This window comes from Streptomyces sp. NPDC048504 (assembly GCF_043200035.1).
Lineage (GTDB): Bacteria > Actinomycetota > Actinomycetes > Streptomycetales > Streptomycetaceae > Streptomyces.
The window spans coordinates 408,016-431,473 of sequence record NZ_JBICXA010000008.1 but is presented as its reverse complement, the minus strand read 5'-3'; the positions used below and the strand labels follow the sequence as shown (position 1 = coordinate 431,473).

20 protein-coding genes are annotated in these 23,458 nt (G+C 70.7%); 15 read left to right on the top strand and 5 right to left on the bottom strand.

What is annotated here, in order from left to right:
- The first annotated feature begins 39 nt into the window (after positions 1–39).
- Complete coding sequence (locus ACGFY9_RS22600; RefSeq protein ID WP_393756674.1) at positions 40–858, top strand: crotonase/enoyl-CoA hydratase family protein; 819 nt, start codon at positions 40–42, stop codon at positions 856–858.
- A gap of 80 nt (positions 859–938) precedes the next feature.
- Here the strand turns inward: ACGFY9_RS22600 and ACGFY9_RS22595 are convergent, their stop codons facing one another.
- A complete protein-coding gene (locus tag ACGFY9_RS22595) occupies positions 939–1,709 on the bottom strand; it encodes an SDR family NAD(P)-dependent oxidoreductase (RefSeq protein ID WP_393756672.1) in 771 nt (256 codons plus the stop codon).
- A gap of 176 nt (positions 1,710–1,885) precedes the next feature.
- Here ACGFY9_RS22595 and ACGFY9_RS22590 point away from each other — a divergent pair, with 176 nt between their 5' ends.
- The 5 genes from ACGFY9_RS22590 to ACGFY9_RS22570 all read left to right on the top strand — a co-directional run bounded on the left by ACGFY9_RS22590 (position 1,886) and on the right by ACGFY9_RS22570 (position 7,944).
- Complete coding sequence (locus ACGFY9_RS22590) at positions 1,886–3,058, top strand: thiolase family protein (protein WP_393756670.1); 1,173 nt, start codon at positions 1,886–1,888, stop codon at positions 3,056–3,058.
- A 195-nt stretch (positions 3,059–3,253) separates the two neighbouring features.
- A complete protein-coding gene (locus ACGFY9_RS22585) occupies positions 3,254–4,396 on the top strand; it encodes an amidohydrolase family protein (RefSeq protein WP_393756668.1) in 1,143 nt (380 codons plus the stop codon).
- A gap of 226 nt (positions 4,397–4,622) precedes the next feature.
- The gene (locus tag ACGFY9_RS22580; RefSeq protein WP_393756666.1) at positions 4,623–5,477 is read left to right on the top strand and encodes a 3-hydroxyacyl-CoA dehydrogenase family protein; all 855 of its coding nucleotides are present in this window, start codon (positions 4,623–4,625) and stop codon (positions 5,475–5,477) included.
- Positions 5,467–6,897 carry a carboxyl transferase domain-containing protein gene (locus ACGFY9_RS22575; RefSeq protein ID WP_393756664.1) on the top strand — a complete coding sequence of 477 codons (1,431 nt, stop codon included), beginning with the start codon at positions 5,467–5,469 and terminating at the stop codon, positions 6,895–6,897. The genes ACGFY9_RS22580 and ACGFY9_RS22575 overlap by 11 nt, the downstream gene beginning before the upstream one ends.
- A gap of 111 nt (positions 6,898–7,008) precedes the next feature.
- Positions 7,009–7,944 (top strand): VOC family protein, encoded by a 936-nt coding sequence (locus ACGFY9_RS22570; RefSeq protein ID WP_393756662.1) that lies wholly within the window; start codon positions 7,009–7,011, stop codon positions 7,942–7,944.
- A 434-nt stretch (positions 7,945–8,378) separates the two neighbouring features.
- On the opposite strand, the gene ACGFY9_RS22565 is transcribed toward ACGFY9_RS22570, so the two are convergent.
- Positions 8,379–9,446: an enoyl-CoA hydratase/isomerase family protein gene (locus tag ACGFY9_RS22565; protein ID WP_393756660.1), complete on the bottom strand. Its 1,068-nt coding sequence runs from the start codon at positions 9,444–9,446 to the stop codon at positions 8,379–8,381.
- Between the two features lie 23 nt (positions 9,447–9,469).
- Here ACGFY9_RS22565 and ACGFY9_RS22560 point away from each other — a divergent pair, with 23 nt between their 5' ends.
- The 3 genes from ACGFY9_RS22560 (at position 9,470) to ACGFY9_RS22550 (ending at position 12,672) form a co-directional block, all read left to right on the top strand.
- Positions 9,470–10,756 (top strand): CoA transferase, encoded by a 1,287-nt coding sequence (locus ACGFY9_RS22560; RefSeq protein WP_393756658.1) that lies wholly within the window; start codon positions 9,470–9,472, stop codon positions 10,754–10,756.
- Positions 10,753–12,180, top strand: a complete 1,428-nt coding sequence (locus tag ACGFY9_RS22555; RefSeq protein ID WP_393756656.1) for an amidohydrolase family protein — start codon at positions 10,753–10,755, stop codon at positions 12,178–12,180. Before ACGFY9_RS22560 ends, ACGFY9_RS22555 begins: the two co-directional genes overlap by 4 nt.
- A gap of 63 nt (positions 12,181–12,243) precedes the next feature.
- Positions 12,244–12,672, top strand: a complete 429-nt coding sequence (locus ACGFY9_RS22550; RefSeq protein WP_393756654.1) for a Zn-ribbon domain-containing OB-fold protein — start codon at positions 12,244–12,246, stop codon at positions 12,670–12,672.
- Positions 12,673–12,698: 26 nt separating this feature from the next.
- Here ACGFY9_RS22550 and ACGFY9_RS22545 read toward each other — a convergent pair whose 3' ends face one another.
- Entirely contained in the window at positions 12,699–14,456 is a 1,758-nt protein-coding gene (locus ACGFY9_RS22545; RefSeq protein ID WP_393756652.1) for a hypothetical protein, read from the bottom strand.
- Between the two features lie 44 nt (positions 14,457–14,500).
- Here ACGFY9_RS22545 and ACGFY9_RS22540 point away from each other — a divergent pair, with 44 nt between their 5' ends.
- Positions 14,501–15,559: a LacI family DNA-binding transcriptional regulator gene (locus ACGFY9_RS22540; protein WP_393756650.1), complete on the top strand. Its 1,059-nt coding sequence runs from the start codon at positions 14,501–14,503 to the stop codon at positions 15,557–15,559.
- A gap of 20 nt (positions 15,560–15,579) precedes the next feature.
- Here ACGFY9_RS22540 and ACGFY9_RS22535 read toward each other — a convergent pair whose 3' ends face one another.
- Together ACGFY9_RS22535 and ACGFY9_RS22530 are read right to left on the bottom strand one after the other, a co-directional pair.
- On the bottom strand, positions 15,580–16,872 hold the full coding sequence (locus tag ACGFY9_RS22535) for an enolase C-terminal domain-like protein (RefSeq protein ID WP_393756648.1): 1,293 nt from the start codon (positions 16,870–16,872) through the stop codon (positions 15,580–15,582).
- Positions 16,873–16,876: 4 nt separating this feature from the next.
- Positions 16,877–18,208, bottom strand: a complete 1,332-nt coding sequence (locus ACGFY9_RS22530) for an ABC transporter substrate-binding protein (RefSeq protein WP_393756646.1) — start codon at positions 18,206–18,208, stop codon at positions 16,877–16,879.
- 216 nt (positions 18,209–18,424) lie between these two features.
- Between ACGFY9_RS22530 and ACGFY9_RS22525 the strand changes: the two genes are divergently transcribed.
- The 5 genes from ACGFY9_RS22525 to ACGFY9_RS22505 are packed head-to-tail and all read left to right on the top strand — an operon-like array spanning position 18,425 to position 23,438.
- Positions 18,425–19,387, top strand: a complete 963-nt coding sequence (locus ACGFY9_RS22525; RefSeq protein ID WP_393756644.1) for a carbohydrate ABC transporter permease — start codon at positions 18,425–18,427, stop codon at positions 19,385–19,387.
- Positions 19,387–20,256 (top strand): carbohydrate ABC transporter permease, encoded by an 870-nt coding sequence (locus ACGFY9_RS22520; RefSeq protein ID WP_393756642.1) that lies wholly within the window; start codon positions 19,387–19,389, stop codon positions 20,254–20,256. The genes ACGFY9_RS22525 and ACGFY9_RS22520 overlap by 1 nt, the downstream gene beginning before the upstream one ends.
- Positions 20,257–20,266: 10 nt before the next feature.
- Positions 20,267–20,818 (top strand): hypothetical protein, encoded by a 552-nt coding sequence (locus ACGFY9_RS22515; protein WP_393756640.1) that lies wholly within the window; start codon positions 20,267–20,269, stop codon positions 20,816–20,818.
- Positions 20,819–20,865: 47 nt separating this feature from the next.
- A complete protein-coding gene (locus tag ACGFY9_RS22510) occupies positions 20,866–22,116 on the top strand; it encodes a Gfo/Idh/MocA family protein (protein ID WP_393756638.1) in 1,251 nt (416 codons plus the stop codon).
- Positions 22,113–23,438, top strand: coding sequence for a Gfo/Idh/MocA family protein (locus tag ACGFY9_RS22505; RefSeq protein ID WP_393756636.1), 1,326 nt, complete (start codon positions 22,113–22,115; stop codon positions 23,436–23,438). Before ACGFY9_RS22510 ends, ACGFY9_RS22505 begins: the two co-directional genes overlap by 4 nt.
- Positions 23,439–23,458 lie beyond the last annotated feature (20 nt).

Below are 23,458 nucleotides of genomic sequence, written 5' to 3'. Positions count from 1 at the left end.
AGGGCCCGTCGGGGCTGTCCGTGACCAGGAGGAGGATTCGTGAGCGAGCCGAGCACCACCGGGCAGGCGTCCGCCGAGCACCCCGTTCTCGTCGAGCGGCGTGGGCACGTGATGGTCATCACCATCAACCGCCCCGACGCCCGCAACGCGGTCAACGAAGCGGTCTGCCTCGGCGTGGGTGACGCCCTCGAAGAGGCGGACCACGACGACGACGTCCGCGCGGTCGTGCTGACCGGCGCTGGCGACAAGGCGTTCTGCGCCGGAGCCGACCTCAAGGCCATCCTGCGCGGAGAGCGGATCATTCCCGAGGGCCGCGAGCTGTGGGGGCTGGCCGGATACGTCGGTCACTACATCGGCAAGCCGACGATCGCGGCGGTGAATGGCGCGGCGATCGGCGGGGGAACCGAACTGGCCCTGGCCAGTGACCTTGTGGTGGCCGCGGACACGGCGTCGTTCGGTCTGCCCGAGGTCAAGCGCGGGCTCGTGGCCGGGGCCGGCGGCGCCTTCCGGCTCGCGGCCCAGCTACCCCAGCGTGTCGGCCTGGAGATGCTGCTGACCGGTGACCCGATCAGTGCGCGGCGGGCGCTCGAACTGCATTTGGTGAACCGCGTGGTGCCGGCCGCGGACGTACTGGAAGCCGCGGTCGAGCTGGCCGGGCGGATCGCCGCCAACGCGCCGCTGTCCGTCCAGGCCACCAAGCGGATCGCGCTGGGATACCAGGGTTCCCAGCGGCCCGCGGATGCTCCGCTGTGGGAGCTGACCACGAAGGAACTGGCCCGTGTGAGCGGCTCGGCCGACGCGGTGGAGGGTCCGCGCGCCTTCGCCGAGAAGCGGGCCCCGGTCTGGCAGGGGCGCTGAGTTCCGGGCACCGGACGGTACGCGCACACGAGCAAGGGCCGGCCGGCGGAGAACTCGCCGGCCGGCCCTTGCTCTCGATGTCACTTGACGTTGAACCGCTGGGCCGCGTCGATCCGGATGACCTCGCCGTTGAGGTAGTCGTTGTCGACGATGTGCAGCGCGAGCCGGGCGTACTCGTCCGCGTGGCCCATCCGCTTCGGGTTCGGCACCCCGGGGCCCCACTTGGCCTGGGCCTCCGCCTCGGGCATGCCGTACGCCGGGGTGAAGAAGGTGCCCGGCGCGATGCTCATCACGCGGATGCCCAGCGGGGCCAGGTCGCGGGCGGCGGTGAGGTTGAGGCCGATCACCCCTCCCTTGGCGGCGGAGTAGTCGGACTGCCCGACCTGCCCCTCGTAACCTGCAATGCTGGCGGTGGTGATCACGACGCCACGCTGGCCGGAGTCGAGCGGCTCGTTCTCGGCCATGGCCGCCGCCGCCCGGCTCAGCACCGTGAAGGTGCCGGTGAGGAAGATCTCGACCGTACGCCGGAAGGTGTCGACCGGGTAGGGCTGCCCCTCGCGGTTGACGATCCGGGCGCCGGCGGCCGGGCCACCATGGACCACGACCGCCGCGCGCAGCGGGCCGAGCTCCCTGGCGGCGTGGATCGCCGCCAACACCGACGCCTCGTCGGTCACGTCCGTGTGCACGAATCGGGCGTTCTCGCCGAGGTCGTCGGCCAGTTGCTTGGCGCGATCCTCGGCCATGTCGGCGATGACCACCTTGGCGCCCGCGGCCACGAGGCGCCGCACCGTCGCCTCGCCGAAGCCGCCTGCGCCGCCGGTGACAATCGCGGATGCACCCGCAAGTTCCATGAGGTCCTCCTTGGTTGGGCCCGTCCCGGGATCTGGTGAGAGGGGAAAGCAGCCCTCTCATATTGGTTATCGTAGGTTATACAGTTAGCATTACGAGCACCATACTCCCGCCTCGCGCGCCGCATCGCGGAGCCACCGAGGCAGGAAGTCCCAGATCTGTCGCTGTGAGGTGGGCCATGCCCGAAGCCGTGATCGTCAGTGCCGTCCGCACCGCCATCGGAACCGCCCACAAGGGCACGCTGAGCGAGACCAGCGCCGAGGAACTCGCACGTCACGTGGTCGCGGAGGCCATCGAGCGGTCCGGTCTCGCACCGGAGAGCTTCGACGACGTCGTCCTCGCCGAATCCATGTACGGCGGCGGCGACCTCGCCCGCCACGCCGCCGTCTCCCTGGGTATGACCGAGGTCGCCGGCCAGGCGGTCAACCGCCATTGCGCCGGCAGCCTGACCGCCGTCGGCATCGCCGCCGGTTCGGTCCGGGCCGGCATGGACCAGGCCGTCATCGCCGGCGGGGCGCAGTCCTCGTCACTGGCCCCGAAGACCGTGTGGCGCGTGCCCGGTACGGTCGACCGGTTCGAGGAGCGCATCGCGCCGACGTTCCCCTACACGGCGGACGCGACCGACGACGTCACCCTGAGCACCGGTTGGAATGTCGCCCAGGAGGCCGGGCTCACCCGTGAGCAGCTGGACGCCTGGGCCTTCCGGTCGCACGCGCGTGCCGTCGCGGCCATCGACGCCGGCGTCTTCGCCGACGAGATCGCCTCGATCAAGGTCACCCGCCGGGACGGCTCGGTCGTCGACTTCGCGATCGACGAGCACCCCCGCCGCAATTCCACTCCGGAGAAGCTCGCCACGCTGAAGCCCCTGCACCCGGAGATCGAGGGCTTCTCCATCACCGCCGGGAACGCGGCCGGGGTGAACGACGCGGCGGCCGCACTCGCGGTGGTCAGCGACGAGCTTGCCCAGACGCAGGGGCTGACCCCCCTGGCGACCGTGCGGGCCTGGGCCGCCACGGGTGTCGCGCCGCGCCGTACCGGCATGGGCGCCGTCGAGGTGATTCCGAAGGTGCTCCAGCGGGCCGGTCTGTCGATCGCCGATGTGGCGCTGTGGGAGATCAACGAGGCTTTCGCCTCGGTCCCGGCCGCGGCGTGCAAACTGCTCGGTCTCGACGAGGAGCTCGTCAACATCTTCGGCAGCGGATGCAGCCTGGGACACCCGGTCGCGGCATCGGGCGCCCGCATGCTGACCACGCTGACGCACGAACTCCGCAGGCGCGGCGGCGGCATCGGCGTCGCCGCCATGTGTGCCGGCGGCGGCCAGGCCGGAGCGGTCGTCATCGAGGTCCGCTGAACCGGGCGTACCCGCGCACATGCCCTGTCGTGCGGTCACGGCGCCATCGGTGCCGCGACCGCACGGAGGGCGGCGCCACCCGTAGCCCCTCGCGCACGTTGCCAAGACATTGCGCCCAGGTGTCGACCTATCGGGTAGATGACTATACCGTAAGCATTGCGAGAAGCATTTCGATCGCAAGCGCAAGGAGGCGCCATGCTGCCCGAGGACCTTCAGATCATCTCCGTCGACGACCACGTCATCGAACACCCCACCGTCTGGACGGACCGGGTGCCGAGCAAGTACGCCGACGTCGCTCCCCGCATCGAGCGCGCCGAGGACGGCAACGACTGGTGGATCTACGAGGGTGCGAAGGCCGGCAACTTCGCCCTGAACGCCGTCGCCGGCAAGGATCCGAGGGACTTCGGCATGGACCCGCGCTCCTACGACGACATGCTGCCCGGGTGCTACGACGTGTCCCGGCGGATCAAGGACATGGACACCGAGGGCGTGTGGGCCCAGCTGTGTTTCCCCAACTTCGGAGGCTTCGCCGGCAGCACGTTCGCCAAGTCCAAGGACCTCGAACTGGCCGCCGCCTGCGTGAGCGCCTACAACGACTTCATCCTGGACGAGTGGTGCGCGTACGACCCCGCACGGCAGATACCGCTGCTCACGCTTCCCTACTGGGACGTCGAGGCGTCGGTCAGGGAGTTCAACCGCACGGCCCCGCTGGGCGCCAAGTCCTACACCTTCCCCGAGTTGCCGGACCGCATCGGCCTGCCCTCCTGGCACACCGACCACTGGGATCCCATCCTCGCCCTGTCCAACGAGTCGGGCATCCCGCTGTCCCTGCACTTCGGTTCGGGCGGATCACCGACGGTGTCGCCGGAGGGCATGAGCACGAACTTCGTCGTCGGGATCTCCCTCTTCGCGCTCAACTCCGTGACGACGATGGCCGAACTGCTGCTGTCACCCGTGTTCCACAAGTTCCCGAACCTGCGCATGGCGCTCTCCGAGGGCGGTATCGGCTGGATGCCGTATCTGCTGGAGCGCCTGGACTACACCTGGGAGCGCCACCGCTGGTACAACGACGTCAACCGCGAGGTCAGCCCGGGTGAGCTGTTCGCGCGCGGTCACCTGGGCGGCTGCTTCATCTCCGACGACGCCGGACTGGAGGCGCGCCACCGGATCGGCGTCGACCACATCATGTTCGAGAGCGACTACCCGCACTCGGACAGCAACTGGCCGAACACCAGGAAGATCCTCGCCGAGTCGACGCTCGACATCCCGGAGGACGAGGTGCACAAGCTGCTGGAGGACAACGCCCGGAGGTTCTACGACTTCCCGCGCAGCAGCTGAGCCGACCCCGCACGCTCGTTGTCCGGATCCGCATCGGCCCCGCCCGACGACCTGTCTGGCGGGGCCGATGAACATGTGCTCGATCACATGCGACAGCACTCGACGCCTTCCCCTGATCAGAGATACGGTAGTACTTACTGTTGCAGATACCGTATGGGCGTCCAGCCGATGCGGACCCGCAGCCGTTCGCCGCGGCTCGGCCAGTGGGAACCAGGAGGCAGAATCAGTGCAGATCAAGCAGATCGCGGTGGTCGGCTGCGGCACCATGGGTGCCGGCATCATCCAGGTGGCCGCTCAGACCGGCATCGAAGTCGTCGGGGTCGAACGCACCGAGCCGGATGCCGAGGCGGCCCGGCTGCGGGTCGAAGCCGGGCTCGATGCCACCGCCGCCCGGGGCAGGATCACCCCCGCGCAGGTACGCGAGGCCGTCTCCCGCTTCAGCGTGACCACCGAGCTGGCACGGGTGGCCGATGCGGACCTGGTGGTCGAGGCCGTGTTCGAGGACGTCGAGCTCAAGAAGGGCGTCCTCAGGGAGATCGACGGCCTGGTCGGACCCGACACGTTCATCGCCTCCAACACCTCCACGATTCCCCTGGTGATCCTGGCCGCCGCGACCAGCCGCCCTGACCGGGTCGTCGGGCTGCACTTCTTCAACCCGGTCCCGGCGATGAAGCTGGTGGAGGTGATCAAGACACCGGTGACGTCCGCGGAGCACGTGCGGACCATGGTCGATCTCGCCGTGGCCATGGGCAAGAACCCGGTCGTCGTGAACGACGTGCCCGGCTTCGTGGGCAATCTGCTCATCGTCCCGTACCTGCTCGACGCGGTGCGGGCCTTCGAGCGCGGTGTGGCCGACATGGAGTCGATCGACAGCGTCGTCCGCCTCGGGTTCAACCACCCCATGGGCCCGTTCCGGCTCAGCGACCTGATCGGCCTCGACATCGTCCACGACATGGCCGCGTCGATGTACGAGGAGTACAAGGACCCGCGGTACTTCCCGCCGCCGCTGCTCAAGCAGTACGTCCGGCTCGGATGGCTGGGTCGCAAGACCGGCCGGGGGTTCTACCGCTATGACGACTGAGGCGACGGCCGGCCGCAGCCGGACGGCCGACTCGCCCACGCTCGTCGAGCAGTGGGACACGCACCTGCGCTCGGTGGATCCGCTCCGGTTCGCGGGGTACGCCGTGCCGGCGTCCGAGGACGAGTCGGTCCGTACCGGCGTGGTCTCCTTCGGCGGCTCCGAGGCCGTCTGGATCGAGTGCGACGCGAGCCGGCAGACCGGGACGATGGGCGCGGTCGCGGGTGAGCGGATCGTGCGCGCGTTCAACCGCGCCGCCGAGCGCCGGCTGCCGGTCGTCGAGACGGTTGCCAGCGGCGGTGCACGCCTCCAGGAAGGCATGCTCTCCCTGCTCCAGATGGCGCGGACATCGTCCGCGGCGGCCCGGCACGCGGCCGCCGGTCAGATGACCGCCGCCGTGCTCCGCTCCCCCACCACGGGTGGCGTCTACGCTTCGTGGGCCTCGCTGGCCGATCTGCGGGCCGCCGTGCCGGGCGCGACCATCGGGTTCGGCGGGCCGCGCGTCGTCGCCCAGGTGACCGGCGAGTTCCCGCCATCGACGTCGCACACCGCCGAATCGGCCCACCGGCACGGACTGGTCGACGCCCTCACACCGAACGGTGAGCAGTGGGGCTGGCTCGCCGCCGCGGTCGGTGCCCGCCCGGGCCCGCCGCTGGCGCTGCCGCAGGGCCGGGCCGAGGGGCCCGACCCGACGCCGGTCCCGGCGGACCCGTATCTCCTCCTCCGGCGGTCCCGTGGCACACGACGCCCGTCCGGCCTGGAGTGGGCGAGCTGGCTGACCGACTCCTGGGTGGAGCTGCGCGGCTCCGACCCGGCCCTGCGAGCCGGCCTCGCGACGATCGGCGGTTCGCGTGCCGTCGTCGTCGCGATGGACAGATTCGCCGGGGCCGGTCGCCCGGCGCTGCCAGGACCGGGGGCATTCCGTCTCGCGCGGCGCGCGATCCTGCTCGCAGGCCGGCTGCGGCTGCCGGTCGTCACCCTCGTCGACACCCCGGGGGCGGACCCGTCGCCGGAGTCGGAGGCGGCGGGCGTCGCGGGCGAGATCGCCCGCACCTTCCTGGCGATGGCGGAGTTGGCGTCCGTGAGTGTGTGCCTGTGCGTCGGCGAAGGCGGCAGCGGCGGCGCCATGGCGCTTGCTCACACCGACCGTTTCCTCTTGCTCCAGGGCTCCGTCTTCTCGGTCATCGGCCCGGAAGCGGGCGCGGTGATCCTCTACCGCGACGCCGGGCGGGCGCCCGAGCTGACCCGCGCCCTGAAGATGACGCCCGCCGCGCTGCTGCGCCGGGGGGTTGTCGACCGCGTCGTGCCCGAGAACGTGGACGCCGTGCGTGAAGCCCTGCTCGACGCCCTGGCGTCCGCCACGCCGGGCGAACGCGACAGCCGAGCCGACGAGGCGACCGCTCGCGCCCTCTTCGCCAGTTGATCGGGCATCGGACGTCGGCGGCAGAAGCAGAAGACGGCGGTGGCGGGGCGGCGACCCGCCGCACAAGACACCAGCAATCGATACCAACCGGTTCGGAAGAGGAGTCCCTCCATGCAGAAGATCGCCAAGACGACCGGCAGCCACGGCATCGGTCAGATGATCCACGTCATCCACATGTCGGACGACGTGGAGAAGCTCAACCGTTTCTATGAGGACGTGTTCGGCGGGCTCCACTTCCTCGGCGTCGACGAGCCCAACTATCTGCCGATCGAGGACCGCTACGCCGGCCTCTTCATGGTCAGTGACGTGTGCATCGAGACCATGGCCCCCGCCCTGCCTGCCGACGGCGCCAAGCCGGTCGGCAAGTTCTACAACAAGTTCGGTGAACACCTGCACTCCGTCGGCTACAAGGTCGACGACCTGCCGGGGCTCGCGGAGCGGCTGCTGGCCAAGGGGGTGTACATCGGAGCCCCGGGCGGCGGGAAGATCGAGAAGCTCGACCCGGAGACGCAGTACTTCTACCCGAGCCCGCGCGACACCGCTGGTCTGATGGTCGAGATGTGCCGGATCGACATGCCCAACGACCCGCGCGACCTGGAGACCTGGTCGTCCCAGGTGAAGATGTGGCGGTCCCACCCGCTCACGATCGAGCGCTTCTCCTACGTCACCCTCGGCGTGCGCGACCTGGAGTCGGCGGTCAGCACCTACGTCGACGTGATGGAAGCCGTCCCGGTCCAGCAAGGGATCGACGACGCCCTCCGGGCCCGTTTCCAGACGGTACAACTCGGTGACTGCCTGCTCCAGTTGGCACAGCCGCTGGAGGAGCACTCCGACCTGGGCCGCCATGTGGCGAAGTGGGGCAACATGATCTACAGCCTCCGGTTCAAGGTGACGGACCTCGACTCGGTCGAGAGCTGGCTGAAGCGTAAGAACATCCGCACCGAGAGGCTCCGTGAGGACCTCGTGGTCACCGACATCGATGACTCGTACGGGGCTCCGATCTTCTTCACGACCGAGGAGATTCCGGGAGATCCCTTCGCCTCCTGACCGCAACGCCGCCGCGTGACCCGCGTCTGGAGCCGGTCGGACCGGCTCCAGACACGGGTCACGCGGCATCCACGGCACATCGAGAAGCTCGGCAACGCGGGCCCGCTGGTCCGCCGGGGCGGCCGTCGGCGTGCCCGGCATCGGCCCCCTGGAAAGCCGAACTCCTGCCCGCCGCCGGGGACTTCAGCACGTCTTCCGCGTCACGACCCACGCGGCCGGCCTTTCCGGAATCCCGCCCGCGCCGCGCGTCTCCGGCGATGTCGGCGGCAGCCCGCGCTGGATTCCGCGCCGCCGCCGGGGACTTCAGCGCGTTCTTCCGCACCTCCACACCGATCGATGTCCGTCACTGCGACGCGTCGGCCGAGATCACCACTGCCAAGGTGGGCTGCTGACGGCTCGGCAAGCATGGAAGGGCCGCGGGCCGGGCCACGCGCTCAGGCGGGCGGCGGACCGACCGGTTCCACCGCGTCGACCAGACCCCAGTTCAGCGCCTGCCCGGCGTCGAGCGGGCAGCCGCTGAGCACCAGGTACAGCGTGCGCCAGCGACCGATACGGCGCGGGATGCTCACCGTGCCGCCCGCGCCCGGGATCAGCCCCATGCCCAGCTCCGGCAGCCGGAAGACCGTGCCAGGGTCGGCGACGATCCGGGAGGCGAAGGCGGGCAGCTCGATCCCGGCGCCGACGCAGGTGCCGTGCATCCGCACGGTGATCCGGTCCCGCAGCTCGTGCACCGACCGAGCCGCGCCACCACGGGTGCGCACCAGGTGCGCCGTCGACAGATCGGCGGCGACCCCGAACTCGCCGAGATCTCCGCCCGAGCAGAAAGAGGGACCGTTCCCGTCCAGGACGACCTCGGCCACTGTCGCGTCGAACCGGGCGATGTCCAGGGCCGCGACGAGCGCGTCACGCAGCTCCCGACCATAGGCATTGCGCCGCTCGGGCCGGTTCAGCGTGAGGTGAAGGGTGTCGCCGTCGCGGCGGACCAGCACGGTCTCGTCCCTCGCGGGCGGGGGCGCCGGCCGGCCGCCACCAGCCGCCAGCCAGCGGGCGAAGCCCCCGCCGGCGAGCAGTGTGGAGTAGGCGAGCGACTCCGCGTCCAGCGCCTGGTGCACCGCGAGTCGCTCTCCGGCCCGCAGGACCTGGCCAAGGACAACCGCCGCCTCCGGATTCCCGAGCGTGTGGCCGTGGAGCACCTGGGCCTCGGCGTCAGGATCCTCGACGGCGACCAGACGGCGATCCCCGTCGTCGGCCGGTGCCAGCGTCAGGTCCAGCGCCTCGGTCAACGCGGTCGAGGGCGCTGCGGCGCGGGTGACGCCGATGAGCAGGCGGTCGCACTCCTGGGCCCGCTCCACGGCGCGTCGGAGGACGGCCGTACCGCCGAAGGAGCGGTCCAGGTCGACCATCAGCAACGGGTCGACCACGACGCCGCCCTCGGCGAGCAGGTCCCCGTGGGCCGCGCCTGCGGCCAAGTCCGCCACGGAGATCGCACTGCGAGTCAACATCATCCTGGCCTAGCATCCTGAACATGGTCACTTGGTCCCCGGGCTCCTCCGCCGAGACCGCACGCGACTGGGCGCGGAGCGGGGTCCTGCCGCTGACCGGTCACAGTACCGGCCCCCCGATCCTACCCGCGGGCGCCGCCGCCTCCTGGGCGGACCGGATGGCCGACCGCGTCGAGCTGGCCACCCGGGGCTCCCGGCACCCGGTCCGGATCGACGGACCGCGGCTGCTGTCCGAGCGTGCGGCGCTCATCGGCGGGAGCCGCCGGGGGCAGCTGTCCGTCGGCGGCAGTTGCCGACTGCTGCCGACGCTGGACGGTTGGGCGGCGGTGTCGTCCGCCCGCCCGGACGACCCTCTCTTGTGGAGCGCGCTGATCGGCCACGACCTCGACGAGCGGTTGCCGCAGCGGCTGGCCGCCTGGCTGGCCGTACACAGCGGCGCCCAACTGGACGAGCGGGCAACGCTGCTGAGCCTGGCCGCGGGCTCGATCAGAACACCCGGACGGCAAGGGGACGGCACAGGCAGCACGGGCCGTTGCACCGAGCCGCCGCAGCCAGGCAGGCCGCGCTCGGTGGAGCGGTTGCTGGTGGTGGACTTCAGCGCGCTGTGGGCCGGCCCGCTGTGCGCGCACCTGCTCGGTCTCGCGGGCGCGGACGTGGTGAAGGTCGAGGTCCCTTCTCGTCCGGACGGCGCCCGACAGGGCAACCGGACCTTCTACGACCTCCTGCACGGTAGCCACAGCTCGGTCGCACTCGACCCGGCGGACCCTGCCGGGCGCACCGCCCTGCACGCGCTGGTACGCAGGGCGGACATCGTCATTGAAGCGTCGCGCCCCCGCGCGCTGGCCGGGTTCGGACTGGACGCCCTGGCCGAGGTGGAGCGCGGTTGCACTTGGGTGTCGATCACCGCCCGCGGCCGGGCCTCGGACCGAGTCGGCTTCGGTGACGACGTGGCCGCCGCGTGCGGCCTGCTGGCGTGCGACGAGCAGGGGCTGCCGGTCTTCTGCGGGGACGCGATCGCCGACCCGCTCACGGGTCTGACCGCCGCTGCGCTGGCCCTGTCCGAGCCCGAGGGCGGGGGCGGAGTGCTGTGGGACGTGGCGATGGCGGACGTCGTGGCGGCGACCCTCGAAGGAGTGGAGACGGGTCCTGGGGCGCGGATGCGACGGGCCGGGACCGGGTGGGCGGTGGACACCGGGCAGGAACGGGTTCCGGTGCTCTCGCCCGTCGCGAGGACCCCACGGGCCGCCGCGCCCGATCTGGGCGCCGACACCGGCGCGGTACTGCGACGGCTCGGGATCGCCGCACCGTGAACGGCCTGCTGATCCGCGGTGCGGAGGTGAACGGGGAACTGCTCGACGTCCGGATCGGGCAGGGTCGGGTGTTGGAGCTGGGCTGGTCGTTGCCGCGTGCGGACCGGGCCGAGGAGGTGGTGGAGGCGCACGGCGGCACGCTGCTCCCCGGACTGACGGATCATCACATCCATCTGTTCGCCACTGCCGCCGACCTGGCGTCCGTCTCCTGCGACCCCGTCACCACGCCTGACCGGGCGGGACTCGCCCAGGTGTTGCGGCGTGCGAGGCCGGATGGGCACGGCTGGATCAGAGGCGTGCGCTACCACGAATCCACGGCCGGAGATCTGGACGCGGCCGGTCTCGACCAGCTGCGCGACGACGTTCCGGTCCGGCTGCAACACCGCAGCGGCGCCCTGTGGGTGCTCAACTCCCGTGCCGCCGAGGCCGTCGGACTCGGCAGCGGGGACCATCCCGGTATCGAGCGGGACGCCGGGGGTCACCCGACGGGACGCCTGTGGCGGGCCGACCACTGGCTGCGCGCGAGGCTGCCGCGCGGCGGACCGCCCTCGTTGGCCGGGCTGAGCCTGCTGCTGGCCGGGTATGGCATCACGGCCGTCACCGATGCGAGCCCGGAGCTGGACACCGGCACGGTCGAGGCGATCTCCGCCGCGACGGCCGGCGGCGAACTGCGCCAGCGGGTGCTGCTGCTGGGCGCACCGCTCAGCGGCTCCCCGCGACCTGGCGGCACCCCGGACTGCGCCCCCGGTCCGAACCGGCCCGAAGCCGGTCCCTGGAAGATCGTGCTCGCAGACTCCGGTCTGCCCGACGTCGACGAGTTGACTGAAACCGTCGCCGCCGCGCACCGGGCCGGTCGGCCGGTCGCCGTGCACTGCGTGACCAGGGAGTCGCTGTTGCTGTTCCTGATCGCGCTCAAGGAGGCGGGCAGCCTGCCCGGAGACCGCCTGGAACACGCCTCCCTCGTACCGGCCGACGTCATTCCCGGCATCCGCCGACTCGGCCTGCGGGTGGTGACCCAGCCTGGCTTCCTGGCCGACCGCGGCGACGACTTCCTGCGCGGCACCCCCGCATCCGAGCACGACGAGCTGTACCGGTGCGCCTCACTGCGCGCGGCAGGTGTTCCGTTGGGGCTGTCCAGCGATGCCCCGTACGGGCCGGTCGATCCGTGGGCGGTGATGCGGGCGGCGGTACGGCGACGCACCCGCTCGGGCGCGGTCGTCGCCCCCAGGGAGCGGCTCACCGCCGCCCAGGCGCTGGACGGCTACCTCTCCCCCGGACAACTGCCCGGCGATGCGCCGCGCCGCGTCCACGTGGGAGCCCGTGCGGATCTGGTTCTGCTGCACGCCTCGTTGAGCGCGGCGCTCGACTGCCTGGACACCCGGATCGTCCGGCTGACCCTCGTCGGCGGGCATCGGGTGGCCTGACGCGGCAGCGCCGTGGGCGAGAAGGCCGCAAGGGTCACCGCGGGTGCGATGTCGGAGGTGGCGATGACGGACAAGCAGGTTCCGGTCCCGGACCGGTACACCGCGTTCTACTGGGAGAACGCGGCCCTGGGACGCCTGGCGGTCCAGGCATGCGAGGAATGCGGCCATGTGCAGTTCCCGCCCGACGCGGTCTGCGAGAGCTGCCAGTCGCAGTCCCTGACCGCGCAGCCGGTCACCGGCCGCGCCACCCTCTACGCGATGACCGTCATCCGCCAGGCCTTCCACCCCGCCTGGACAGACTCCCTGCCCTACGTCATCGCCCAGGTCCAGCTCGACGACGCACCCGGCATCCGCATCCAGACCAACATCGTCCAGGCCGACCCCGCCGACACTGCCCCAGTTCCGCCCCACCCAGCAGAACGGAAGTACGTCTCGCCGACCCGGATGGCGTCAGGGTCGGGCAAGTCGGCGTTGAGGACAGGATCGCCGTAGCCGCTGGACACAGTGGGGACCCGCGGTCAGCGCAGCGTCAGCCGGTACGTCGTCTGTGTACGGCCGGTGATCAGGACGCGGATGCCGTCCGGGGTGAGGGAGCCGCCGAGCCAGGCGTAGGGCTCGCCCGGGTCGACGACCGGTGGCTGCCTGCCGCCTCTGCCGTTGCCGGGGCCGAAGACGATGTGATCTTCCCCCACGGTGTACGCGGCCTCGCCATGGGCGAGTTGATACGTGTCGTCGGAGACCCGCTCCAGGCCGTCGCCGGTCAGCTCGCCCCCGGGCCGGAAGCACAGCTCCAGCGCGAACGGCACGTCGGACCCGGTCTGGGAGCAGGTCAGGTCCCAGCCGCCACCCGGCGTCTCCCGGAGCAGGATCTCCGTACGGAGCATCCGGTACTCCCGCTCACGGTGCGGGAAGTCCATCGCCGACCAGAAGCGGCCGTCGTCGGTGAGCGCGTAGCCGCCGTCCTGCCGCCGGTGACCGGGTGGCAGCGGCTGGTGATAGGCGCCGCGCACCTCGGCGTACAACCGCCATCCGTCCGCGTCGCGCTCCAGGCCCTCGGCGCGGAAATGGCCGAGGGAGAAGAACCGGGGGGCCAGCCGCAGGGAGTCGAGGATCGCCGCGCCCTTGCGCATCTTGAAGAACGTCGGGTTGGTGGACAGTCCCGAGGAGATGGCACGGACCTCGGGGAAGTCCGTGCCTCCGAAGACGGTCGCGGTATTCCGACCGTGACGTATGCGGACCAGCCGGCAGCCGTCGTCGTGGTGCTCGAACTCCGTGGGCGGCATGGCAGGTTCGGGAAGGTGACGGGCCAGTTCGGGACGGTCCAGGACCTCGGCGAGCCGGTCGCCGGCCGGGGTCTCACCGAAGGTCTGGTCCGTGCCGCGTCCGCCCAGGAGCGCGGCCACCGCGGCGAACCGGCCGTCGCCGTCGCGGATCGCCAACTCCCGGTACTGGAGCCAGAACTCGGGGAGGTGGCGCAGCGCGGTCTGGTCCTGGCGCCGTGAATGGACGCTCTCCACCTCGCCGTTGGGCTCGACGAGGTACAGGCCGGCGGTCAGATTGGCCCGTACGTTCGCGTAGAGGTCCTCGCGTCCGTGGAGGCGGGCGATCGTCAGCAGGGCCGGGTTGGTGACGGCCGCGGCGTAGTTGGGGCTGCGCTCGCTGTACTCGCCGCCCGGCAGCTGGTCGATGCCCTCGGCGAGCCAGGCGTCGATCCGGCGGACGTAGGACGGGTCGGGCCAGTGGGAGTGGGTGCGGGCGAGGGCCGCGCAGACCAGCCAGCGGTGGTTCGCCGTGTGGACACCACCGGTCGCGAGCCCGGGGCCCGCCGCGCGGAGGATCCGCCCGACCGTGCTCCGCAGCCGCTCGGTGGACGGGTGCGCGTCCTGGTCGAGAAGGCCCCACGCCATGGCGAGGTCGACGACGGAGAAGGCGGTGTCCGGCGGGGAATGCGCGCCTCCCTGGTCCCACAGGCCGTCCTCGAACTGCTCCTCGGCGACGGCTTCCGCCAGTTCTTCGAGCGGGGCGAGCAGAGTGTTGTCGTGGTGGTACGCCGATCCGCCGTACACGTGGACGGAGGTGAGGGTGCGCAGTGAGCGGGCGGCGGCGCGGGCCTTGCCCAGGTCTCGGAGTTGGGTGAGGTCGTCGGCGCGGCTTTCCAGGATGTCCGTCGCGCGGGCGTCGGCGGTGGCCCCGAGGAAGGCGAGGAAGTGCTGGTCGTTCCGGCTGTCGGTGGGGTCGGTCGACTCGGGGCAGTGACGGGCTTGGTCCGGGATCATGCTCGACGCTCCTCGGGCGGTGCTGGGGGAATCCACTTGGGGCCATGGGATGGGCGATCTTGATTGACGCCCGTGAGCTGGGGTGTCAACCTCGGCACGTGCAGGTGACGATTCGAGATGTGGCGAGGACGGCCGGGGTCTCCCCGTCCACCGTGTCCCGGGCGCTGTCGCCCGACGGAACAGTGAGCGAGAGCACGCGCGAGCGGGTACGGGCCGCAGCCGACCGGCTCGGCTACCAGCCCAACCGTGCGGCACGGGGCCTGATCACCGGTCGTACGGGCCACCTGGGGGTGATCGTCCCGGATCTGCTCAACCCGTTCTTCGCGGACATCTGCAAGGGTGTGCAGGCCCGTGCCCGGGGCCTGGGCCACGCGGTGTTCGTCAGCGACTCCGAGCGGGACGAGGGCCTGGAGCTGGACGCGATCCGCACGCTGGGCCCGGAGGTCGACGGCATCGTGCTGTGCGCCCCCCACCTGAGCAGCGAGGAACTGGCCGCGCTGGACCAGGTCACCATGAAGCCGATCGTGTTGCTGCACCGCAGGGAGCCCGGCTTCGCGAGTGTCACCGCGGACATGGTGGAGGGGATGACCGACGCCCTGACCCATCTGCACGCGCTCGGCCACCGCCGGATCGCCTACGTGGGTGGCCCGCGCTCCACCTGGACGGCGCAGGAGCGGGCGGCCGGGATCAAGGCGGTGGAGGAGTCCGGCAAGGTCGAGATCATCCACGTGGGAAGTGTGGCCCCGCACTTCGACGGCGGGATCACCGGGGCTGCGGACGTGGTCCTGGCCAGCGGGGCGAGCGCGGTGGTGGCCTTCAACGACATCGTCGCGTTCGGGCTGATCAGCCGCTTCACCGCGCGCGGGGTGCGGGTGCCGGACGAGATGAGCGTGGTCGGCTGCGACGACATCGCCCTGTCGGGTATGGCCGCTCCCCCGCTGACGACGGTCTCGGTGCCCAAGGCGCATGCCGCGCGGGCTGCGGTCGACCTGCTGTTCCGCATCCTGGGGACGCCCGCCAAGGAGGGGGCGGAGCCTCAGCAGCGGGTGCTGCCGACGCACCTGGTGGTGCGGGGGTCGACGGCCGCGATCGAGCGGCGCTGAGCGAATCTGTCCGGTCGAGGTCATGGCGTCACGCTGCGCCGATAGGCCTTGTCGTCACGGTGCTCGCGCCTCAGGGAGAGATACGTGGCGTGCAGCCGGTCCAGTACCGCGCGATCGAGCTGTACCCCGAGCCCGGGGCCGTCGGGAATCCGCACCGAACCGTCCAGGAACGACAGCGCGCCCGGCAGCACGACATCCTCCGCCGCGTTCCACGGATAGTGGGTGTCACAGGCGTGGCCCAGGGCCGGGGTGGCCGCCGCCGCGTGGGTCATCGCGGCGAGGCTGATCCCCAGGTGGGAGTTGGAGTGCATGGACAGCCCCCAGCCGACCGCCCGGCACACGTCCCCCAACGCGACGGACGTCCGCAGGCCGCCCCAGATGTGGTGGTCGCCCAGCACGATCCGTACGGCGTCCCGTGCCAGCGCCGGATGTACATCCTTCAGGGAGGTCACGCACATGTTGGTGGCGAGCGGGATCGACGTGGCGGCGGCGACGGCCGCCATGCCGTCGACCCCGGCCACCGGATCCTCCAGGTATTCGACGACGCCCTCCAGTTCACGGACCGCCGCCAGCGCGGTGGTGAGGGTCCAAGCGGCGTTGGGGTCGATACGGAGCGGGAGGCCGGGGAACGCGGCCCGCAGTGCGCGGACCGCCGCGATCTCCTCGTCCGGCGGGAAGACCCCGCCCTTGAGCTTCAGCGAGCGGAAGCCGTAGTGGTCCACCATGCGCTCGGCCTGGGCGACGATGCTGTCCGGGTCAAGGGCCGCGCCCCACTCGTCGTCGCCCGAGCCCGGGTGACCGCCCCACTTGTAGAAGAGGTAGCCCGCGTAGGGCACCTCGTCCCGCACTCTGCCGCCCAGCAGGTCCACGACCGGCACCCCGGCCCTTCTGCCCTGCGCGTCCAGACAGGCGACCTCGATCGCCGAGTACACGCGCATCACGTCGAAGGCGGGCGCGGGTATCGGCGCAGGGCCCCGTGATCCGGGCGTACGGCCGGACCAGCGCCGCCAGTTGGCGTCCGGCCCGTAGTCGAGGCCGTCCGCCCGGCCGGCCAGCAGTTGGCTCACCAGCCGGGCCAGCGCCCCGGTGTCGTAGGCGCTCATGCCCCGAATCCTGGTGCCGACCAGCTCCAGCCAGTCCAACTGCCAGGCGTGGCCGGTGCATTCGCCGAGGCCGGTCACCTCGCCGCCGCGGCCGCCGGTGACGAGTTCGATGACCGCGCGCAGGACGTGCGGCTCGTGCACCCCATCGGCGTTGAGCAGCGGAGGGTCGCGGAAGGCGATGGGGGTGACCCTCAACTCGCTGATGATCACCGGCTCATCCTCCGGGGACGGAGGTGTGGAACTTGTCCCACATGTCGGAGGCGGCCGACTTGAGGCTCTTCTTACCGAAGATGATGTCCTGGTAGACGCTGGTGAAGTCGAGTTTGTCCTCGTCGCTGCCGGACGGTGGCGGGGCCGGCGAGGGCGAGAGCTTGCTCTGGATCGACGTGAGGAACTGGTAGACGGCCTTGTCGCCGCCGGTCAGAGTCGGGGCGAGGGCGGCGAGGTTCTGGGTGTTGGAGGGCAGCCCTCGCACTTGGCCGAGGATCTTCGCCGCGTCCGGATCGTTCAGCAGGAAGTCGATCAGCAGCGCTGCTTCCGCCTTGTGCGCGCACTTGCGCTGGACGCAGAGCGCCTGCGAGGCGCCGCCCGTCATCCCGATCGGGGAGGTGGCCGTCTGGGTGGGGAAGGCGATGGGCTGCACCGCGCCGTACGTCTCGAAGTACGACGAGGCGCTGGACGTGATGGAGAACTCGCCGGTCGACAGCTTCCGGATCAGCGGCGAGTCGGCGGTCGAGCCGCTGGCGTAGGAGGCGGTGAGGCTCGGGGAGGTGAAGACGCCCTTGTCCCGCAGCCGGCCCATGTACTCCCAGAACTGGACGAGGTCGGCCTTCGTGAAGCCGAGGGAACCGTCGTTCTTGTAGAGCGGTTTGCCGTGCTGGACGAGCCAGATCTGGAAGATCTCGATGTGGCCGCTGAAGTCGGTCAGCGGCGCCCTGTCCGGTAGCGCCTTCTTCAGCGCGGGGCCGATGTCGTTCAGCAGGTCGTCCCAGGTCCAGCCCGGTTTGGGGACGCCGACCCCGGCCTTGGTCCACAACTTGGCGTCGATCAGCAGGGCTTGGGTGGCGATGCCGGTCGGCAGCCCGTACAACGTGCCGTCGACGAGGCCGGTGCGGGCGTAGATGGCGGGTATGCGCTTCAGGGAGATCGTGGAGAACACGGAGTCGGTGAGCTTCGAGAGCACGTTGCGGTCGGCGTAGGCACGCAGGTAGCCGAAGTCCATCTGCAGGACGTCGGGGCCGCTGCCGGCCGCGACCTGGGTGGCGAGCCGCTGGAGGTAGGCGGAGTAACCGGCGAACGACGTCGTCACCTTGATGTGCGGGTGGCGCTGTTCGAAGAGCTTGATCGCCTTCTCGGTGGCCAGGTTCCGGTCCGCGGAGCCCCACCACTGGAAGTCGATCGTCACTTTGCCGTCGGTGGACGCGTCGCTCGTGCCGCACCCGGCGGCGGCACCGGCCAGCGGGAGCGCGCCGAGCGAGGCGATGAGCCGACGGCGAGTCAGTCCCGGTGAGGTGGATGGGGTCGGGGGACGGCGTGCTGCGGACATCGCGGCCCTTCGCTCGACGGTGCGGGAAATGTGACTGCAAACGTTGCCACTCTGTTTCCAACTGGCGGGGAACGTACGCCCGCCGGAACACTTCAGTCAATGCGATCGACCGGATCAGCAGGCAAGACATAGTTCCGACACACCTCTTGTCGATGGCAGGGTCGCGTGCAATCGTTACCGCCGACATCCAGCCTCACCGTGGAGGAGTGGACCCCGATGGCCCAGGCGACCGCGCCGCCCCGCCCCATGCCCCGCCCGAGTGGTGGCACTTCCGCTGTAGAGCCGCCGTCCAGGCGCCGCCGATCCCACGCTGTGGCGGGACACGTCTTCCTGGCCCCGTGGCTGATCGGCGCAGTCGTGCTGACGCTCGGCCCGATGCTCATCTCGCTGTATCTGTCGTTCACCGACTACAACCTGTTCTCCAGGCCGCACTGGGTGGGCCTGGCCAATTACCGCTACATGTTCGAGGACGACAAGTTCCTCACCTCGGCCAAGGTCACCCTGAAGTTCGTCCTCATCGGCGGCCCGCTCAAGCTCGCGGCGGCACTCGGCGTCGCCCTGCTGCTGAACCGCGCCCGCCCCGGAGTCGGCCTGTACCGCGCGGCGTTCTACGCGCCCTCGCTGCTCGGCGCGAGCGTCAGCGTCGCGCTGGTGTGGCGGTCGCTGTTCGCCACCGGCGGGCTCACCGACCGCACAACATCCTTCTTCGGCTGGCACGTCGGCGGCCTCACGGACAACCCGGACTACGCCATGTACCCGCTGGTGCTGCTGACGGTCTGGCAGTTCGGCGCACCCATGGTGATCTTCCTGGCCGGGCTCAAACAGATTCCGAAGGAGCTGTACGAGTCGGCGGCCCTCGACGGCGCGGGCCGGATGCGGACGTTCTTCTCCATCACCCTGCCGATGCTGTCACCGGTGCTCTTCTTCAACCTGGTCATGGAGATCATCCACTCCTTCCAGTCGTTCACCTCCGCGTTCGTGATCAGCGGTGGCACCGGAGGACCGTCGAACTCGACGCTGTTCTACTCGCTCTACCTGTACCAACAGGCGTTCACCAACTTCCACATGGGGTACGCCGCGGCGATGGCCTGGCTGCTGCTGATCGTCATCGCGGTGGTCACCTACGCCGCCTTCCGCAGCGCCCGGCTGTGGGTCTTCTACGGACAGGACGATGCGTGATGACGAGCGTGACGACCCTGATCCGCAGCCGCCCCCGCATACCCGGGCGCTCGGTGGCCTGGCACGTGATCTGCGTGGCGATCGGACTGGTGCTGCTCTACCCGCTGTTGTGGCTGTTCACCGCGTCGTTCAAGTCGGGTACCGAGATCCTCTCGAACCTCAGCCCCGTCCCCAAGATCTTCACGCCGGGCAACTACTCCCAGGCGGCCGACGGGATCAGCGGGTTGACGCTGTGGCGGCTGTTCGGCAACTCGCTGCTGCTCGCCTGCCTCGCCGTGGCCGGGAACGTGATCTCCTGCTCGCTCGCCGCCTACGCCTTCGCCCGGCTCCGGTTCCGTGCCCGCGGGCTCTACTTCTCCGTGATGATCGCCACGCTGATGCTGCCGATGCACGTCATGCTCATCCCGCAGTACGTCATCTACCAGAAGCTCGGCTTCCTCGGGACGTATCTGCCGCTCGTCATACCGAAGTTCCTGGCCACCGAGGCGTTCTTCGTCTTCCTCATCGTCCAGTTCATCCGCTCGCTGCCACGCGAACTCGACGAGGCGGCCGTACTCGACGGCTGCGGCCCCTACCGCACCTTCTGGTACATCATCCTGCCGCTGCTCAAGCCGGCCCTCGTCACCACGACGATCTTCTCGTTCATCTCCGCCTGGAACGACTTCTTCTCCCAGCTGATCTACCTCACCGACCCGAAGATGTACACGCTCCAACTCGGCCTGCGGCTCTTCGTCGACCAGACCGACAGCTCCGCCTACGGCCCGATGTTCGCGATGTCCGTCATCGCCCTGCTGCCGGTGCTGCTGTTCTTCCTCGCCTTCCAGCGCCTGCTGGTCGAGGGCGTCCAGACCTCCGGGCTGAAGGGCTAGGCGCGCCGTGATGCGTGGTTCCCGCTTCCATCTCTTCGCGGACTGCCTGCTGCTCGGGGTGTTCCTGCTGCTCTGCTCGCTCCCGGTGGTCACCGCCTACCCGGCGCTGGTGGCCGGCTGCACGGTGCTGCGCGAACAGGCCCACGGCGGCCCCGGGGTGACCCCGGCGAACCTGCTCGCCGCGCTGCGCCGGGTGCTGCGCTCGGGGCGTGCCGTCGTGTTGGTCCCGGTCGGCGTGGTGGCCCTACTGTGGCTGGACGCCGTCGCACTCGACGCCCACGGCCCCGGGCTGGGAGCGGCCTTCACCGTGGCGACCGCGGTCCTCGCGGCGTTGGGCCTGCGCTGCGCCGCCGGTTGGCGGGAGGGGATGCCCTGGCGGGCCGTCCTCGTCGCCGCGTTCCGCTCCGTACCGGAACAGCCGCTCGTACCCGTGCTGTTGGCCGGTTCCGCGGTCGCCGTCACCGTCCTGCTGACCATGTCCCCGGTCCTGCTGTTCATCGTCCTCGGACCGCTGGCCCTCGCGGCGACCGCCACCGACCTCTGGCGGCCGCTGCCGCTGTGACCACCCGTACGCCCCCAAGTGACCCCATCCGAAAGGGCCGTTCCCCCATGCCGTTCACTCTTGGCATCGTCGGCGCCGGGCAGTTCGCCGGTCAGTTCGCCAAGCTGTTCCACCTTCATCCGGGAGTCAGCGAGGTCCACATCACCGATCTGCTCCCCGAACGCGCCGAGCGCGTCGCCACCGAAGAAGGACTGGCGGGCACCCTCCCCTCCTACGAAGCCATGCTGGCGTCCCCGTCCGTCGACGCGGTGGCGATCTTCACCCAGCGCTGGACCCACGGCCCGCTCGTCGTCCAGGCACTGCGCGCCGGGAAGCACGTGTACTCGGCGGTGCCGATGGCGGTCGCCGAGGAGGAGATCGCCGCGATCGTCGAGGCGGTACGGGACACCGGGCTGACGTACATGATGGGCGAGACCAGCCACTACAACCCCGCGACCGTCTACGCCCGCCAACGGATCGCCGACGGCGGCTTCGGGCGGCTGTTCTACGCCGAGGGCGACTACGTCCACGACATGGACCTCGGCTTCTACGAGGCGTACCAGTACAGCGGCGGCGAGAACTGGAAGTCCACCGCCAGCTATCCCCCGCTGCTCTACCCGACCCACTCGATCGGCGGGGTGCTCGGCGCCTGGAGCACCCACGCGGTGAGCGTCTCGGCGATCGGTGTCACCGACGACCGCGACGACGGCGTCTTCGACAAGGATGTCAGCCAGTTCGGCAACGACTTCTCGAACGCCACCGCCCTGTTCGAGGTCGCGGGCGGCGGATCGTTCCGTGTCAACGAGTTCCGCCGGGTCGGATACCCCTCCCGCAAGCGCGAGTCCAGGTTCCGTTTCTTCGGCACCGAGGGCAGCTTCGAGCAGCTCGCGACGTACAGCGTGTGGCAGAACAAGGAGGGCGTCGAGGACGTCAGCGAATATCTGCGCCCCGTCCGCTCCCTCCCCACCGACGACCCGTCGCTGGAGCACATAGCGCCCGCTCTGCGGGACGCCTTCGTCTCCGGTACGGCACCGGTGCACGACCGCGCCCGACTGCCCGAGGAGTTCAACCACGTCCACAACGGCCACGAGGGCAGCCACCACTTCCTCGTCGACGACTTCGTGACAGCCGTCAACACCGGCACCCTGCCGCCGGTCAACGTCTGGGTCGCCGCCCGCTACACCCTGCCGGGCATCATCGCTCACCGGTCCGCACAGCAGGCCGGAGCCAGGCTGCCGGTACCCGACCACGGCGACCCGCCCGCCGCGCCCGAACCCGCACCCCACACCCCGGAACCCCGCCGAACGGAGAACGTATGACCCTCGACACCGCACGCCGTCGCCGCTGCGCCGTGGTGGGGCTCGGCGCCCGCGCCCAGCTCTTCACCCAGGCGCTGTCCGGTCCCTACGCGGACCGGGTCGAGCTGGTCGGCTTCTGCGATGTCAACGCCCACCGCATGGCCGTCCACAGTCAGTGGATCGGGGCGGACCTACCCGCCTACGCGGCCGAGGACTTCGAGGAGATGCTGCGCCGCGAACGCGTCGACCTCGTGGTGGTGTGCAGCGTGGACCGCACCCACGACCACTACATCGTGCGGGCGCTGGAGGCGGGCTGCGACGTGGTCACCGAGAAGCCGATGACCACGGACGCACCCCGCGCCCGCCGCATCCTGGACGCCCAACGCCGCACCGGCCGCGACGTGCGGGTCGCGTTCAACTACCGCTACAACCCGGTGCACGCCGCCGTCAAGGAGACCCTCGCGTCCGGCGCGATCGGCGAGATCGGCTCGGTGCACTTCGAGTGGCTGCTCGACCTGCGCCACGGCGCCGACTACTTCCGCCGCTGGCACCGCGACAAGGCCAACTCCGGCGGCCTGATGGTGCACAAGGCCAGCCACCACTTCGACCTGGTCAACTGGTGGCTCGGCACAGCCCCGGAGACGGTCTACGCACAGGGCGGCCTGTTCTTCTACGGCGACGAGGCCGGCCGGCGCCGCGGCCTCGCCCGCGAATACGCCCGCGCCCACGGCTCCCCCGCCGCCGAGGGCGACCCCTTCGCCGTACGCTTGGCGGACTCGCCCGTGCTCAGCGCGCTCTACCTCGACGCGGAGGCCGAGGACGGCTACCACCGCGACCAGAACGTCTTCGGCCCGGGAGTGACGATCGAGGACGACATGGCGGTGCTGGTGCGCTACGCCTCCGGCGCCACCCTCACCTACCACCTCACCGCGTACGCCCCCTGGGAGGGCTACCGGATCGCCTTCAACGGCAGCGCCGGACGCCTCGAACTGCTCGTCGAGGAGTCCACCTGGACCCGTCCCCAGGCACGGACGGACGGCGCGAGCGCGGTCATGCACGGGACGGCGGTCGGCGACGACGCCGGACGTACGCAGCTGCTGTTGCGCCGCTTCTGGGAGCAGCCGGCCGAAGTGAAGGTCGCGACGGGCGAGGGCGGCCACGGCGGGGGTGATGTCCGCATGTTGGAGGACCTGTTCGGCGGTCCGCGCACCGGCGGTCCCGACCCGCTCGGCCGGGCGGCGGGCGCGACCGACGGGGCCCGGTCCCTGGTCACCGCACTGGCCGCGAACGAGTCCTTCGAGACGGGTCTCCCGGTGCAAGCCCGGGATCTCCTGGAGGTGTGACCGTCGACGCGGGACCCGGG

Bases quoted from the DNA above. Each gene is read 5' to 3' on its own strand.
- ACGFY9_RS22595 (WP_393756672.1), bottom strand. From the start codon at position 1,709: ATGGAACTTGCGGGTGCATCCGCGATTGTCACCGGCGGCGCAGGCGGC.
- ACGFY9_RS22590 (WP_393756670.1), top strand. From the start codon at position 1,886: ATGCCCGAAGCCGTGATCGTCAGTGCCGTCCGCACCGCCATCGGAACC.
- ACGFY9_RS22585 (WP_393756668.1), top strand. From the start codon at position 3,254: ATGCTGCCCGAGGACCTTCAGATCATCTCCGTCGACGACCACGTCATC.
- ACGFY9_RS22575 (WP_393756664.1), top strand. From the start codon at position 5,467: ATGACGACTGAGGCGACGGCCGGCCGCAGCCGGACGGCCGACTCGCCC.
- ACGFY9_RS22570 (WP_393756662.1), top strand. From the start codon at position 7,009: ATGCAGAAGATCGCCAAGACGACCGGCAGCCACGGCATCGGTCAGATG.
- ACGFY9_RS22565 (WP_393756660.1), bottom strand. From the start codon at position 9,446: ATGTTGACTCGCAGTGCGATCTCCGTGGCGGACTTGGCCGCAGGCGCG.
- ACGFY9_RS22560 (WP_393756658.1), top strand. From the start codon at position 9,470: ATGGTCACTTGGTCCCCGGGCTCCTCCGCCGAGACCGCACGCGACTGG.
- ACGFY9_RS22550 (WP_393756654.1), top strand. From the start codon at position 12,244: ATGACGGACAAGCAGGTTCCGGTCCCGGACCGGTACACCGCGTTCTAC.
- ACGFY9_RS22545 (WP_393756652.1), bottom strand. From the start codon at position 14,456: ATGATCCCGGACCAAGCCCGTCACTGCCCCGAGTCGACCGACCCCACC.
- ACGFY9_RS22540 (WP_393756650.1), top strand. From the start codon at position 14,501: ATGGGATGGGCGATCTTGATTGACGCCCGTGAGCTGGGGTGTCAACCT.
- ACGFY9_RS22530 (WP_393756646.1), bottom strand. From the start codon at position 18,208: ATGTCCGCAGCACGCCGTCCCCCGACCCCATCCACCTCACCGGGACTG.
- ACGFY9_RS22525 (WP_393756644.1), top strand. From the start codon at position 18,425: ATGGCCCAGGCGACCGCGCCGCCCCGCCCCATGCCCCGCCCGAGTGGT.
- ACGFY9_RS22520 (WP_393756642.1), top strand. From the start codon at position 19,387: ATGACGAGCGTGACGACCCTGATCCGCAGCCGCCCCCGCATACCCGGG.
- ACGFY9_RS22515 (WP_393756640.1), top strand. From the start codon at position 20,267: ATGCGTGGTTCCCGCTTCCATCTCTTCGCGGACTGCCTGCTGCTCGGG.
- ACGFY9_RS22510 (WP_393756638.1), top strand. From the start codon at position 20,866: ATGCCGTTCACTCTTGGCATCGTCGGCGCCGGGCAGTTCGCCGGTCAG.
- ACGFY9_RS22505 (WP_393756636.1), top strand. From the start codon at position 22,113: ATGACCCTCGACACCGCACGCCGTCGCCGCTGCGCCGTGGTGGGGCTC.